This window comes from Belliella buryatensis (genome assembly GCF_900188245.1).
Taxonomy (GTDB): Bacteria; Bacteroidota; Bacteroidia; order Cytophagales; family Cyclobacteriaceae; genus Belliella; species Belliella buryatensis.
Genome location: NZ_FZOK01000003.1, coordinates 166,819 through 180,445, shown reverse-complemented (window position 1 = coordinate 180,445; position 13,627 = coordinate 166,819). Strand labels below are relative to the sequence as shown.

The window sequence follows — 13,627 nt, the reverse complement described above, 5'->3', positions numbered from 1 at the left end:
ACTTAAACTTTCAGATATGGAATTAGATTTAGCAACAGTAGAAAAGATACAAGAGAAAGCAATTGATTTTGTTTTTGAATATGGTCCAAGTTTACTTGGTGCCCTGATTACATTTATAATTGGTCGATATATCATCAATTTATTGATGAAAGGGCTGAATAAAATTTTTGATAAATATGAAATAGATGCTTCTTTGTCCACATTTTTGACAAGCTTTTCTAGGGCATTATTATTCGTTCTTTTATTTATTTCTATAGCTACCCAAGTGGGGATGGAGTTGACATCCTTTATCGCTATACTCGGTGCGGCTGGTTTGGCAGTTGGGTTGGCCTTGCAGGGCTCTTTGTCCAATTTTGCAGGAGGAGTTTTGATCCTGATCTTTAAGCCATTCAAAGTAGGAGATACTATTGAAGCGCAAGGCACGCTGGGAGCCGTAGAAAGTATAGATATCTTATATACCAAAGTCAGAAACTTTGACAACAGGGTAGTGACTATTCCTAATGGTGCATTGGCTAACAATTCTATTATCAATCTATCTCAAAAGCCGACAAGAAGGGTAGAGATGGCTATCGGAGTGGCTTATGGGACCGATTTGAAAAAAACCAGACAGGTGATTTTGTCAACATTGGGGAAAGATGAAAGAATTCATGCTGATCCAGAACCCGTGGTGAAATTCACGAGCTTCGGGGATAGTTCCTTGGACTTGGTAGTCAGATGTTGGGCAGATGCAGGTGATCTATGGCCGGTATATTGGGATAATATGGAGGCGCTAAAAGAAGCATTTGAAGCCAATGACATTGAGATTCCATTCCCTCAAAGAGATGTCAATCACTATTACCCAGAAGGCAAAAAGTAATCAGCCTTTTGTGATTAAAACCAAAATAGCTACCCATTTGGGTAGCTATTTTGGTTTTAATCTTCCTTTTCTTTGTCGCTTTCAGATTGAGTAGATTTTTCTTTTTGCTTCTTTCTACTTCCTCCTCCAGCACATCCAATGTTCTTGGTCAGATCCACATCTTCGGGAATTCCCCCGAAGCCTTCGCTGAAATCCCAATCTTCTGCTTCTTCTTCTGTTTTTTTAGGTTTTTGATCCATAGTAGTATAACGAAGCTATCGGGAAAAAGTGCAACTTAAATAGGCCAGTTGTCGGTAAACTTTTGCCCTTTCAGAAATGCTACCACTTCACTGGGATTTAGCAAGCAACTTTCTAGCTCTTGCTGAATCAATTCCTGATCTAAGTCTTGACCTATGATCACCAGTTCATTTTGCCGATCACCAAAGTTCTTGTCCCATTTGGCCTCTATCAATATTTGATTGTCTAGGTAAGATGCATATCGCGTCCTATCCTTGAATGGCATACTGGCCCACCATACTCCAACAGGTTCTGCTTTGACAGATCCTCCTGCTTGTGACCAAGAGATCGCTTGATCTTTTCTCGAAGCAATGTAGAATAGCCCTTTGCTTCGAATTACATTGCCGGGCCAATTGAATGAAATAAAGTCCCAAAACCTCTGAGGATGAAAAGGACGCTTATCTCTGAAAACAAAAGAAGAAATACCGTATTCTTCCGTCTCAGGTGTGTGGTCTTTATCAAGCTCCGCTTGCCATCCCGCAGAATTGGAGGCCTCTTCAAAGTCAAACATACCTGTGTTCAAAATTTCAGTAGGGCTGACCTTGGAGTTTTCTGTGATGATGATTTTAGCTGCTGGATTGAGTTTGTTAATGATTGCTTTCAGTTCAGCCAAATGCCTCGCCTCTACCAAATCAGCCTTATTGATCAGAATAACATTAGCAAATTCAATTTGATCAGTTAATAAGTTGACAATGCTCCTTTGATCTTCAGGATCATCAATGAGATTTTTAGAATATACGGTGTCGGCACTTCCAAAATCTTTGTAAAAATTGAAAGCATCGACTACGGTAACCAGGGTGTCTAATTGACTGAACCTAGAGAGGTCTATACCTTTTTCTTCGTCCACAAAGCTAAAAGTCTGAGCAACAGGAAGTGGTTCGGAAATCCCCGTACTTTCGATTAGAAGGTAATCAAAACGATTTTCCTTAGCTAATCGCTCCACTTCAATCATAAGGTCTTCCCGGAGGGTACAACAGATACAGCCATTGCTCATTTCTACCAATCGTTCCTCTGTTCGCGACAAGGTGTTTTCTTGCCTCACCAGCTGTGCGTCTACATTGACCTCGCTCATGTCATTGACAATTACGGCAACTTTGAGGCCTTCTTTATTGTGAAGAATGTGATTGAGGAGGGTTGTTTTACCAGCCCCTAAAAATCCGCTGAGTACTGTGACAGGAAGTTTTTTTTGCATTTTTAGTCTAAGATGATTTCGGCATCTTGGAGTATAAAATTGAGCTCTTCAATATCATCTTCATTGAGTCTCAGTTTACCTCTTATTTTGACGATCTCATCAGTTTTTATTTTGCGATTGGGTTTCTTTTTTAGATAGCCGACCACAATGCTCTCAGGTCCAGCTCCCCCGCAAAAGAAACATTCTGCTTGAGGAAACTTAGAGATCACTGCAATATTGGAAGCGTTCATTTCAAGCGGAATATAGAAACCCGAAACAGTCACTGAGGTTCCCTCTAGCGCTTTGAGTTCATCTGAAAATTTAGGATATAGAAAATACATCCCAAATTCCCTGTTGAGTTTTTCTATGAAGCGGGTTTTGGAAAACATCGCCCACATATCTGGGTCTGGGCTGACCATACTGCTCAGGAGAAGCATTCCTCCAATAAGTGTCAAAGCTAACTTTTTCATAGGTGTTCTTGATTTTTCTAATAAAAGACTCCAATCCGAAGATTGGAGCCTAATTGTCAACCATCATCATTCAAATGAAGAGAACACTATATGAATGATTAGGTTCCAAAGGTATTCTGAATATTTTTAATATGCAACATTGTTGCATTTAATTTTTTTCTTACTTCAAAAGTAATTTTCTGAATGTGGTTAACACAATTTCAAAGTTAATCAAAACTGATTTGTAACCTCGTCCATCCATCATAAGGTTTAGCACTTCATTTTTTATTTCGGACCTAAACCGTATTTTTACGCACTATTTAAGATTCAGTAAAAAAGTAATTTATATATGCCATATTTATTTACATCGGAGTCAGTTTCTGAAGGACATCCGGACAAGATTGCAGATCAGATTTCTGATGCATTGATTGATAATTTTTTGGCTTTTGACCCTAGGTCTAAGGTAGCCTGTGAGACTTTGGTAACAACTGGCCAGGTGATCTTAGCGGGAGAAGTAAAGTCAGATACCTACTTGGATGTACAGAAGATCGCTCGTGATGTGATCAATAGGATTGGTTATACCAAAGGGGAGTACATGTTTGACGGTAATTCTTGTGGTGTACTTTCGGCCATTCACGAGCAATCCCCAGACATCAATCAAGGAGTAGACAGGAACAGTCCAGAAGAACAAGGAGCAGGAGATCAAGGGATGATGTTTGGCTATGCAACCAAAGAGACCGAAGATTACATGCCTTTGGCTTTGGACCTTTCGCATAGAATCTTGAGAGAATTGGCAGCATTGAGAAGAGAAAATGATCAAATCAAATACCTCAGACCAGATTCTAAATCTCAGGTGACGATCGAGTATTCTGATGATAACGTACCTCAGCGCATCGATGCCATTGTGATATCTACACAGCATGATGACTTCGCAGATGAGCCTACCATGCTTGCCAAAATCAAGGAAGACTTGATCGCTATCTTGATTCCAAGAGTAAAAGCTCAATTGAAACCAGAAATTCAAGCCTTATTCACTGAGGATATTACTTACCACATCAACCCTACAGGCAAATTTGTCATTGGAGGGCCACATGGGGATACTGGATTGACTGGCCGGAAAATCATCGTTGATACTTATGGTGGCAAGGGCGCCCATGGTGGAGGAGCATTTTCAGGAAAAGACCCTTCGAAAGTGGATCGCTCCGCGGCTTATGCAACAAGGCATATCGCAAAGAACATGGTGGCTGCAGGCATTGCTGACGAGATCTTGGTTCAGGTATCCTATGCCATCGGTGTGGCCAAGCCCATGGGGATCTATGTTAATACTTATGGGACTTCAAAATTGGGACTTTCCGATGGAGCAATTGCCAAGAAAGTAGAAGAAATATTTGATATGCGTCCTTATGCTATAGAGCAGCGACTCAAGTTGAGGTATCCGATATATGAAGAGACAGCGGCTTATGGTCACATGGGTCGAAAAAATGAGGTGGTCAGCAAAACCTTCTTTACGCCTGATGGCAAGTCCATTGATTTGGATGTGGAGTTATTTACATGGGAAAAACTCGACTATGTAGATAAGATCAAAAAGGCTTTTGGGCTTTGATGAAGTTAAATTAAAAAAAGCGGCTTTTGAGTCGCTTTTTTTAATTTGCCTAAGCTCTAGGGAAAAAATAAAACGGTTAGTCTCTTTTTTTCTTTTCTTCTTGTTTGGCTTTTTTATCAGCTCTTTTTTCCTTCAAGTTTTTTTCAGCCTTCTTCTTCTCTGTTTTTTTTGCGGTATGTTCCTTAGCCATGATATTGAGATTTGTAGGAAGATACCGCTTTTAATCGGTTGATTTTTAAAAGCCCTTGAAATTATTCTTTAAGATATCTAAAGAAAAATAAGAAGCCGTCCAATTATATCTGGACGGCTCTTTATTTATTTTCCTTCTGGCTTGTAGATCGCACCAGTGGCGAAGTCTACAATCAAACCCGGCATAAATAATAGGATGTTTGCCACCAAAGCACCAACTCTAACTTGCCTTTGAGGCTCACCTGGCCCTGGCTTGGTTCGTTGATATTCTGTCACTGGGCCGCCAAAGATAGTAGCACAGCTAGATAAAGAGGCCATGATCAAGACCATGGAAAGCAATTTGGTAATAGTCGTTTTCATTGGATTAAATTTTAAGATTTGATTAATATAGTTTGTGAAAAATGATCGTGAAGACCTTTTTCGGTAATGAAATAAGAAAGAAAATAGAAAGGGAGTCCCCTTAAGAATGTTCTAATCAAAATTTGATAGGCTTTTGCTTTTTCGCCAGTTCTTTTGTCTACAACTTTTGTTTTGGTAAGCATCTTACCGAGCGTTTGTCCAAAAACCAATTCACTTGTAAAATAATAGAAAAAGTAAAATCCAATGAGGAAGTTTCTAACCGATTCTTTTTCAATGACCCCTTTGAAAACCCATAAGATCACTACAGAAAAAATCAAAAAGGCTGAAATATCAACAAGGAAATTTACAATTCTATATTTGAAATTCATTATAACTAAATTTCTGCTAACATATAAAAAGTTAACTAAAAGAAGAAATTTATTTGTTAGTTTCTAGTATGGATTTAGAATTCTAATTTATTGCTTTGATGAAAAAATCTAAGGGAAGTTTATATATATAAATAATAAAACGTAAAATGATGCAATAACCTGCAATCGGTTTTGTAGTGTTTCTAAAAATAGCAAACCCCAATTACAGCCTGAAATCGGGGTTTTATAGTAGCCGCGCTAGGGATCGAACCTAGATCTAGCGTTTAGGAAACGCTTGTTCTATCCATTGAACTACGCAGCCATATTACTTCAAACATTTCAGAAACTCCTTTTTTGCCCCTGATTTAAGGAAAATTTCTTTAACCCTAGCTTGTTCTCTAGTTTCAACTTCTTCTTTATGTAAAAGGGTCCAAGGTCTCCAGCCTTTTGTTGATTGAGTTTTACCAGCATTGTACTCTTTTTCTTTGTACATCATACTTTGTACATTTTCAAACCATCTCTACCAATATCTCCACGCTTCACCTTCGAAGAATCGCTAATTTAAATCAAAATCTTCAACCTAAGCAAATATATTTCTGACTACTTGTGACTTTCAATATAAAAGCCATATCTTTGCAGTCCAAAAATCACGATGGACGGGATCCATCAATTCACTAAATATCAATATAATATGGCAGTAAAAATCAGATTAGCGCGTAGAGGTAGAAAAAGATTAGCCATCTATGACGTAGTAGTAGCTGATGCTAGAGCTCCACGTGATGGACGCTTTATCGAGAAACTGGGTACTTACAACCCAAACACTGACCCTGCATCTATCAACATCAACAACGAGCGTGCTCTTAAATGGTTGTTGAACGGTGCGCAGCCTACAGACACTGTAAAGGCAATGCTTTCTTACAGAGGTGTATTGCTTCAGAAACACCTTCAGATCGGTGTATTGAAAGGTGCAATCTCTCAGGAAGAGGCTGACAAAAAATTTGAAGCTTGGAAAGCGAGCAAAGAAGAAGCTATCACTGGCAAAGTTGACAAATTGGCTAAAGAGAAAGCTGATGCACGTCAAAAAGCCCTTGATGCTGAAACTGCTAAAAACCAAGCTAGACTTGATGCTATCAAAGCTAGAGAAGAAGAAGCAAAAGCCGCAGCTGCTGCTGAGTCCGCTGAAGCTGAAGTTCCTGCTGCAGAAGAAGCTCCTGAAGCTTCTGCTGATGGTGAAGAAACTCAAGCTTAATATCCTACCTTGCCATGAACAAAGACAATTGTTTTCAATTGGGCTATATTGCTAAGGTTCATGGTCTTCATGGAGAAGTTACTGTAGTATTGGATGTGGATTATCCAGAAGTATATGAAGGCATCGAACATGTTTTTATAGATCAAAAATCCAGACTTGTTCCTTTCTTTCTTGAGTATTTTGACCTTCAGCCAAACAATAAAGTCTTGGCAAAATTTGAAGATTACAATACCTTGGACGATGCAGAAAAGTTAGTCGGTTCGGAATTATACTTGCCTCTGACAGCACTTGAGGAATTGGGTGAGAACCAGTATTATTTCCATGAATTAATAGGATTCGAAGTAGTAGATGAAAAACTCGGCTTGATCGGGGAAATCAAAATTATCTATGATCTTCAAACACAAGATTTGATGGGTGTAGACCACAATGGAAAAGAAGTGCTGATACCTATTCAGGACGGAATTATCCAAAAGGTAGACAAGACAGCTAATAAAGTTTACTGTCAACTCCCAGAAGGCTTACTTGAAATATATCTAGAGGAATAATGATGCGCATAGACATCATCACGGTAGTGCCTGGCTTATTAGATGGTCCATTTTCACATTCTATTCTCAAAAGAGCAGAAGAAAAAGGGCTAGCAACTGTCAAAGTGCACAACTTGAGAGATTATGCTACTGGAAAACAAAAGCAAGTCGATGATTATGCTTTTGGAGGTGGTGCAGGCATGGTCATGATGATAGAGCCTATCGCAAAATGTATCCAAGAGCTCCAAAGTGAGAGAGATTACGACGAAATCATCTATCTTACTCCTGATGGCAATACATTCAACCAAAATATGGCGAATGAATTGTCTCTTAAAGGAAATCTGATGATGTTGTGTGGACATTACAAAGGAGTGGATGAAAGGGTCAGACAGAAATTCATCACTAGAGAAATCAGTATTGGTGACTTTGTACTATCTGGAGGAGAATTGGCCGCAGCAGTTTTAGCTGATGCGATCATTCGCTTAATCCCAGGAGTGCTCAATGATGAAACTTCTGCTCTCACTGATTCCTTTCAGGATGGATTGCTAGCCCCTCCTGTATTTACAAGACCTGCAGAATATGAAGGAATGAAAGTTCCCGAAATCTTACTCTCAGGACACCAAGCCAAAATCGAAGATTGGAGATTTGAGCAATCGGTTCGCCGGACTAAAGATAGAAGACCTGACCTGATGGAAAGGAAAGATTTCTGAATGGCGATGACAGCAACAAGCGATTTATAAAAGAATTTAACAGAAAATCATCCACGAGATGATTGCTACAAGCACATAAAATACAAAGCTATGAGCGAACTAATCAAATTTGTAGAAGCGGAATACAGTGAAGTAAGATCTTCATTCCCTTCTTTCAAGGCAGGAGATACTATCAATGTTCACGTAAGAATCAAAGAAGGTAACAAAGAGCGTATCCAGCAGTTCCAAGGTACTGTAATCCAGAGAAAAAATGTGAACACCAATGGTGAAACCTTCACAGTAAGAAAAATCTCTAATGGTATCGGGGTAGAAAGAATCTTCCCTATCCTTTCTCCATCAATCGAAAAAATCGAATTGCTAAGAGAAGGTAAAGTTAGAAGAGCTAGATTGTTCTATCTAAGAGGACGTCAAGGTAAAGCTGCTAGAATCAAAGAAAAAATCAGAGTAAGAAAAGACTCTTAAGCTTTCTTGTTTCAAGATAAAAAGGGAATCCATTTGGATTTCCTTTTTATGTTTTTAGACTAAGGCTTTTTTATTGTTTGAGTAAATGCTTTTTCTTTTCTTTTTTAGTCATTTCTAAAATAATCATTTCCTCAGGATGTTCAACCAATATCTCAGTCCTTTCCTTGATTTGAATACCTTTACCCTCAGATCCTCGTAAAAGGACTTCAAAATTTTCACGAGTGATTAACTCACCTGATTTCACCAATCTACTTTGTACCATCCTTACGTGAGGTCCTGCTCCATAATTTTCGCCAGCTGATTCTGCTAAAGGGTCTCCAGGAAAAACAGTGTCACCAACCTTTACCATTGCACTTCCAGGTTTGAGCACTTTAATTCTTGTAAAGACACCATCTCCATGATAGAGTTCTATAAAATTGTCTATTGCATTGAAAAATACATTATTTCCTTCAATCTCTTCGTTTATTTTCATGTCTGAAACGATGCCTTTTCTTGGAGCCGATATAATGGTAGGCTCTTCAAAGGTGATAGAAAGACCTACGTAGCTATCATTCACTTCCTCGTTTCGGAGGGCGTTTTCAATATGGGTCATTGGAGTTGCTTTAATCACCTCCCCACTTTTGACAGGAGGAAGGTAAACAAAATTATCATCGGCTTTCGCTCTGTAGTCTCCTGGCCTATAGATAAAACTGTAGTTTAGGTTTGTTGAAGATTGTGAGGGGTTGCTTCTTTTGAGTTTGGCAACCAGTGACTGTCCTGGTGGTACAACTTTGATTGATGTCATTCCTCCATCAGGTATCAAGTTTTGAAGATTTTTGTAATAGATCGTGACTGTATATGGTATAGGTGTGCTATTTTCTGCATATATGGTCACATTACCATCAGTATCTCTATCTGATTTTAGAGCGATCTGTGAATAGGCATGAGAGGAAATTAAAAATAAGGTGAAAATTAATAATCGTAGTTTCATAAAATTAAATACGTTTTTAGTTAAGTTTAAAATAGTATTTCAAATAAAGGGAGTTTAGAATTAAATTTAAAGTTTAAATGTAAAAAATCAATTGGTTATTCTTCGCCTTAAATGTCTTATCACTTTTTCCCAACTTTCTTTTTTATCCCTATCCTGGAGAAAAATAAGGTTTCAACCTTTGATTTCCTTATCTTTGTAGATTGATATTTGCAGTTTTACATACATGGAACATCAAATTTTCAATTAATCAGAAAATCACAACAAATGAATAGAGAAGTACGCGTAAGATTTGCACCATCCCCTACAGGGGCGCTTCATATTGGGGGTGTAAGAACAGCCCTTTACAATTACCTTTTTGCCCGTAAGATGGGTGGGAAATTTTTATTGAGAATAGAAGATACTGATCAGACTCGATTTGTACCAGGGGCTGAAGAATATATCAAAGAAGCTTTGGATTGGCTGGGGATAGCTCCTGACGAGAGTCCTTGGAATCCCGGAGCTTGTGGTCCATACAGACAATCAGAGCGAAAGCCTATGTACATGCAGTACGCGCTAGATTTGGTAGAAAAGGGGCATGCCTATTATGCTTTCGATACATCTGAGGAGCTGGACGCTATGCGTGAGCGCTTGACTGCAGCGAGAGTAGTATCTCCACAGTACAATTCCATCACCAGAACTCAGATGAAAAACTCCCTTACTTTACCAGAAGATGAGGTAAAAGCAAGATTGGCATCTGGAGAGCCGTACGTCATTAGAATCAAAATCCCTAGAAAGGAAGAAGTAAGGCTGAATGATATGATCCGTGGTTGGGTTATGGTACATTCAAACACCTTGGATGATAAGGTTCTCATGAAATCTGATGGTATGCCGACTTATCATTTGGCAAATATTGTAGATGATCACTTGATGGGGATCACACATGTAATCCGAGGCGAAGAATGGTTGCCATCTGCTCCACTTCACGTACTTCTATATAAGTATTTTGGCTGGGAAGATACCATGCCACAGTTTGCACATCTTCCTTTGTTGCTTAAGCCAGATGGTAATGGCAAGCTTTCTAAAAGAGATGCCGACAAGCATGGTTTTCCTGTATTCCCGATGGATTGGACTGATCCCAATACTGGAGATAAGGTCATAGGTTTTAGAGAAGCAGGATATTTACCTGATGCATTTTTGAACTTTCTCGCATTCTTAGGATGGAACCCTGGTGATCATAGAGAGATATTCAATTTGGATGAATTAGTACAAGCTTTTTCTATCGAAAGAATTGGTAAATCAGGGACTAAATTTGACATAAATAAGGCCAAGTGGTACAATGAGCAATATCTTAGAAGCAAGTCTGATGAAGAATTGGCTGCATATCTGATTGCTGATTTGGAAAAAGAGGGCTTGACTGTATCACTTGATAAAGCAGCACAAATAGCTGCCATTATGAAAGAAAGAGCTACTTTTCCTGCTGATTTGTGGAGAGAAGGTAGGTTCATGCTTGTAGCGCCAACTCAGTTTGACGAAGCGGTATCTTCCAAGAAGTGGAATCAAGAAGCAGTGACAGTGCTGACGACATACAAAAGCAAGTTGGAAGTTAGCCAAGAAGCTTTGACTGCTGAATCAGCAAAAGCCTTGCTAGAACAAGCTGCTTCAGATAACGAAATTAAGTTTGGGAAGGTGATGCAAGCAGTCAGGCTGGCAGTCACTGGTGTGGGTGCTGGACCAGATTTGATGGCTGTTTTTGTGATCATTGGCAAAGATGAACTGATCAAAAGAATTGCATTTGCGTTAGATACATTACATGTACAATCATAAATCTAAAACAGGGAGAGCATTCCTCTCCCTGTAAAAAATCATTTCTTATGGCTAAAAAGTCGAAAAAAAAGGAAGAGACCCCAAAAGTCCACAAAGACCTTGAGGGTTTTAAAATGAATATCGATTCTTTTGGAGAGATTTCAAGTTCTTTTCCTATTGATAAGCTCAATGAATTTCTCAATAAAAATGTGGAGGACAAAAAACTCAAAGACAGGGAAGATATTGATGAAATCAAAAAGGGGAAAGAAAAATAGGCATTCATATGCGTAAAACTCTTATTCTCTTTTTCATTTTTATAGCAAGTCTGTTAAGTGAATCAGTCTATGCTCAAACGAGTGTAGGATTCCGTGGAGGTTATTCTGTTTCAAATTACAGCTATAGATTTACACCAGGGGCTAGAACTACCAGATCTCCAGGAATCACAGCACCTACCTACAGCTTCGTCATAGAGCAGTTTTTAGCCAAAAATGCAGGAGCTCAAATTGAACTTCAGTATATCCAGCTAGGCTATACACAACGCGACACTTTGGACAGAACCAATCAGACTCGCTTGGATTACCTTAAGTTACCTTTTATGTCTAATTTTTATTTTGGTAATAAGGGCAGGTTTCATATCAAGTTAGGAACACATTTTGGCTATTTGCTCAATGCTTCCGATACACAAAGGGAGTACGAGGCGAGTGGGTTGCTGCCTACTTATGGTGGTGCAAACGATAGTCCTAGAAGGCTGTTGTATGGGCTTTCTGCAGGAGCGGGCTTATCAAAACTGTTTGGGAAAAGTACATTGGCTGGAGAGGTACGGTTTTCGTATGACTTCAGTAGGCCTGAGACTCAGGATAGGATTTTTGATATGACCTCTACCAATCTAGAGTTTACACTGACTTATCTTTTTCAAATCATCAAGCCCAAATGGCAAAACAAGAAATAAAAGGAACTTAACAGCACTATTGCTGTTTATCTTATCATATTGACTTAGACGAATGATATCATGTTACAAGCGCAAAAAAGACCTACAACAATTTATATGGAAGCCAACCCAAACCCAAACTCTCTCAAGTTTGTGGTGAATTTTATGTTGGTAGATGATGGCATAAGTTTCGATTATCCAGATGTGGAAAGTGCCGAAAACTCTCCTTTAGCACAAGAGCTATTCAACTTTGCAGCAGTAGATCGAGTTTTTATTGCATCTAACTTTGTGACAGTGACAAAGAAAGAAGATGTAGATTGGATAGAAGTTCAGGATATTGTTAGAAATCAGATCAAAACTTATTTAGAATCAGGTCAAGCTCCTGTAAAAGCTGAGTTTGATCAGGATCCACTTTTTGATGAAAATGACTCTGAAGTAGTTAAAAAAATAAAAGGAATACTAGATGAATATATCAGACCTGCTGTAGAGCAAGATGGAGGTGCTATTGTTTTCCATAGTTTTCAAGATGGAATCGTTAAAGTGCTCCTTCAAGGGAGTTGTTCTGGCTGCCCTTCTAGTACAGTAACCTTGAAAGCTGGTATTGAAAATCTTCTAACTAGAATGCTTCCTGAAGTGAAGGAAGTGCAAGCACAAGGTGTTTAATCTGACATGTTAAGAGGGAATTGGACCTGGACCATTTTAGGCCTGATCAGCTTGCTGATCAGGCATTTTGCTATTCAGTCACCGGAAAAAACTGAAGAAATCTATTCTAGGAAGTTTTTCCCTGGCATTAGGAATGTAATTGATTTGAGCATTTCCAAGTTACCATTTCCCACAGTTTATATCTTCATTGCCTCTGTATTTTTGTTTTTTGGGATTTATTTTTACCACTTTTTCAAAAAGACTGGCTGGAAGGCAAAGTTAGGTTACTCCATTCGCTCTTTGTTCAATTACCTGGGAGCACTGATTTTCTTTTTTCTTGTGCTTTGGGGCTATAATTATCAAAGAATTCCTGTTTTTGAACAAATTGGGATGCAACCTAAACCCATGATTGAAGAGGAGTTGATTCCTGAATTGGAATTGACTAGGAATCTCTTAAATCAGCTTAGACCTTTGATCATGGATGATACCGTAGCGATAGATTCGATAATGCCATATGCAGAATTGGAACGCATGGTTAGGGCAAATATGAGGGAGCACCTATATTTACTAGGCATGAACTTTACAGGAGAGCCACGCACAAAGGAATTTTACCCAGCAGGGTTTATGCGTAAAATGGGTATTTTGGGAATTTATTTTCCATATACAGGCGAAAGCTATATAGATCCCACACTACATCCTTTGGAGAAGCCATTTACCATTGCTCACGAGATGGCCCATAGCTATGGGGTGACTGACGAGGGAGAGGCCAATTTTATTGCTTGGGTAATCGGCTCTAATAGTGATGATATTCTATTACAGTATTCAGCTCAGCTAAGACTACTTCGCTATCAGATGAATGACCTCTATAGAATGTCTAAAGAATTGTACACTCATTTTTATAGAACCCTACCCCTCGGCATCAAGAATGACCTGATCTCTATCAATAAAAATGCTGAAAAATATAAGCCTATTAACCTTGAAATCAGTAGAAAGTCGAACGATTTGTTTTTGAAAACTCAAGGTGTAAAGGCTGGAGTTTTAAGCTATCAGCAGTTACCTATGTTGGCGCATGCTTGGAGAAAAAGGCTGAAATCGGAGGATTGAAGTAT

General features: G+C 38.8%; 18 protein-coding genes and 1 tRNA gene. 11 read left to right on the top strand and 8 right to left on the bottom strand.

Going from position 1 to position 13,627, the window contains the following annotated elements:
• Nucleotides 1–16: 16 nt before the first annotated feature.
• Nucleotides 17–856, top strand: a complete 840-nt coding sequence (locus tag CHB66_RS04430) for a mechanosensitive ion channel family protein (RefSeq protein WP_089238603.1) — start codon at nt 17–19, stop codon at nt 854–856.
• Between the two features lie 56 nt (nt 857–912).
• On the opposite strand, the gene CHB66_RS04425 is transcribed toward CHB66_RS04430, so the two are convergent.
• From CHB66_RS04425 to CHB66_RS04415, 3 genes are read right to left on the bottom strand one after another with little or no spacing between them, the layout of a single operon-like run.
• A complete protein-coding gene (locus tag CHB66_RS04425; RefSeq protein ID WP_089238375.1) occupies nt 913–1,095 on the bottom strand; it encodes a hypothetical protein in 183 nt (60 codons plus the stop codon).
• 35 nt (nt 1,096–1,130) lie between these two features.
• Entirely contained in the window at nt 1,131–2,324 is a 1,194-nt protein-coding gene (locus CHB66_RS04420; RefSeq protein WP_089238373.1) for a GTP-binding protein, read from the bottom strand.
• A gap of 2 nt (nt 2,325–2,326) precedes the next feature.
• Nucleotides 2,327–2,773 (bottom strand): hypothetical protein, encoded by a 447-nt coding sequence (locus CHB66_RS04415; protein WP_089238371.1) that lies wholly within the window; start codon nt 2,771–2,773, stop codon nt 2,327–2,329.
• Between the two features lie 328 nt (nt 2,774–3,101).
• Here CHB66_RS04415 and metK point away from each other — a divergent pair, with 328 nt between their 5' ends.
• Nucleotides 3,102–4,355, top strand: a complete 1,254-nt coding sequence (metK, locus tag CHB66_RS04410; RefSeq protein ID WP_089238369.1) for a methionine adenosyltransferase — start codon at nt 3,102–3,104, stop codon at nt 4,353–4,355.
• Between the two features lie 315 nt (nt 4,356–4,670).
• On the opposite strand, the gene CHB66_RS04405 is transcribed toward metK, so the two are convergent.
• The 4 genes from CHB66_RS04405 to CHB66_RS16875 all read right to left on the bottom strand — a co-directional run bounded on the left by CHB66_RS04405 (nt 4,671) and on the right by CHB66_RS16875 (nt 5,747).
• Nucleotides 4,671–4,904: a hypothetical protein gene (locus CHB66_RS04405; protein ID WP_245812667.1), complete on the bottom strand. Its 234-nt coding sequence runs from the start codon at nt 4,902–4,904 to the stop codon at nt 4,671–4,673.
• 11 nt (nt 4,905–4,915) lie between these two features.
• Nucleotides 4,916–5,272 carry an RDD family protein gene (locus CHB66_RS04400; RefSeq protein ID WP_089238367.1) on the bottom strand — a complete coding sequence of 119 codons (357 nt, stop codon included), beginning with the start codon at nt 5,270–5,272 and terminating at the stop codon, nt 4,916–4,918.
• Nucleotides 5,273–5,501: 229 nt separating this feature from the next.
• A tRNA-Arg gene (locus CHB66_RS04395) sits at nt 5,502–5,573 on the bottom strand.
• 3 nt (nt 5,574–5,576) lie between these two features.
• A complete protein-coding gene (locus CHB66_RS16875; RefSeq protein ID WP_170932429.1) occupies nt 5,577–5,747 on the bottom strand; it encodes a GIY-YIG nuclease family protein in 171 nt (56 codons plus the stop codon).
• Between the two features lie 195 nt (nt 5,748–5,942).
• On the opposite strand from CHB66_RS16875, the gene CHB66_RS04390 reads away from it, so the two are divergent.
• From CHB66_RS04390 to rplS, 4 genes are all read left to right on the top strand, one after another.
• Nucleotides 5,943–6,500, top strand: coding sequence for a 30S ribosomal protein S16 (locus CHB66_RS04390; protein WP_089238599.1), 558 nt, complete (start codon nt 5,943–5,945; stop codon nt 6,498–6,500).
• A gap of 14 nt (nt 6,501–6,514) precedes the next feature.
• Nucleotides 6,515–7,045 carry a ribosome maturation factor RimM gene (gene rimM / locus CHB66_RS04385; RefSeq protein ID WP_089238365.1) on the top strand — a complete coding sequence of 177 codons (531 nt, stop codon included), beginning with the start codon at nt 6,515–6,517 and terminating at the stop codon, nt 7,043–7,045.
• Nucleotides 7,046–7,047: 2 nt separating this feature from the next.
• Entirely contained in the window at nt 7,048–7,734 is a 687-nt protein-coding gene (trmD, locus tag CHB66_RS04380) for a tRNA (guanosine(37)-N1)-methyltransferase TrmD (protein ID WP_089238597.1), read from the top strand.
• A gap of 90 nt (nt 7,735–7,824) precedes the next feature.
• Nucleotides 7,825–8,196 (top strand): 50S ribosomal protein L19, encoded by a 372-nt coding sequence (rplS, locus tag CHB66_RS04375; protein WP_089238363.1) that lies wholly within the window; start codon nt 7,825–7,827, stop codon nt 8,194–8,196.
• Nucleotides 8,197–8,266: 70 nt separating this feature from the next.
• On the opposite strand, the gene CHB66_RS04370 is transcribed toward rplS, so the two are convergent.
• Nucleotides 8,267–9,166: a M23 family metallopeptidase gene (locus tag CHB66_RS04370; protein WP_089238361.1), complete on the bottom strand. Its 900-nt coding sequence runs from the start codon at nt 9,164–9,166 to the stop codon at nt 8,267–8,269.
• 264 nt (nt 9,167–9,430) lie between these two features.
• Here CHB66_RS04370 and gltX point away from each other — a divergent pair, with 264 nt between their 5' ends.
• The 5 genes from gltX to CHB66_RS04345 are packed head-to-tail and all read left to right on the top strand — an operon-like array spanning nt 9,431 to nt 13,622.
• On the top strand, nt 9,431–10,969 hold the full coding sequence (gltX, locus tag CHB66_RS04365) for a glutamate--tRNA ligase (protein WP_089238359.1): 1,539 nt from the start codon (nt 9,431–9,433) through the stop codon (nt 10,967–10,969).
• Between the two features lie 47 nt (nt 10,970–11,016).
• On the top strand, nt 11,017–11,223 hold the full coding sequence (locus tag CHB66_RS04360; RefSeq protein WP_089238357.1) for a hypothetical protein: 207 nt from the start codon (nt 11,017–11,019) through the stop codon (nt 11,221–11,223).
• Nucleotides 11,224–11,231: 8 nt separating this feature from the next.
• Nucleotides 11,232–11,897, top strand: a complete 666-nt coding sequence (locus tag CHB66_RS04355) for a porin family protein (protein ID WP_089238355.1) — start codon at nt 11,232–11,234, stop codon at nt 11,895–11,897.
• Nucleotides 11,898–11,957: 60 nt separating this feature from the next.
• On the top strand, nt 11,958–12,539 hold the full coding sequence (locus CHB66_RS04350; RefSeq protein WP_089238353.1) for a NifU family protein: 582 nt from the start codon (nt 11,958–11,960) through the stop codon (nt 12,537–12,539).
• A 6-nt stretch (nt 12,540–12,545) separates the two neighbouring features.
• A complete protein-coding gene (locus tag CHB66_RS04345; RefSeq protein WP_089238351.1) occupies nt 12,546–13,622 on the top strand; it encodes a DUF3810 domain-containing protein in 1,077 nt (358 codons plus the stop codon).
• Nucleotides 13,623–13,627 lie beyond the last annotated feature (5 nt).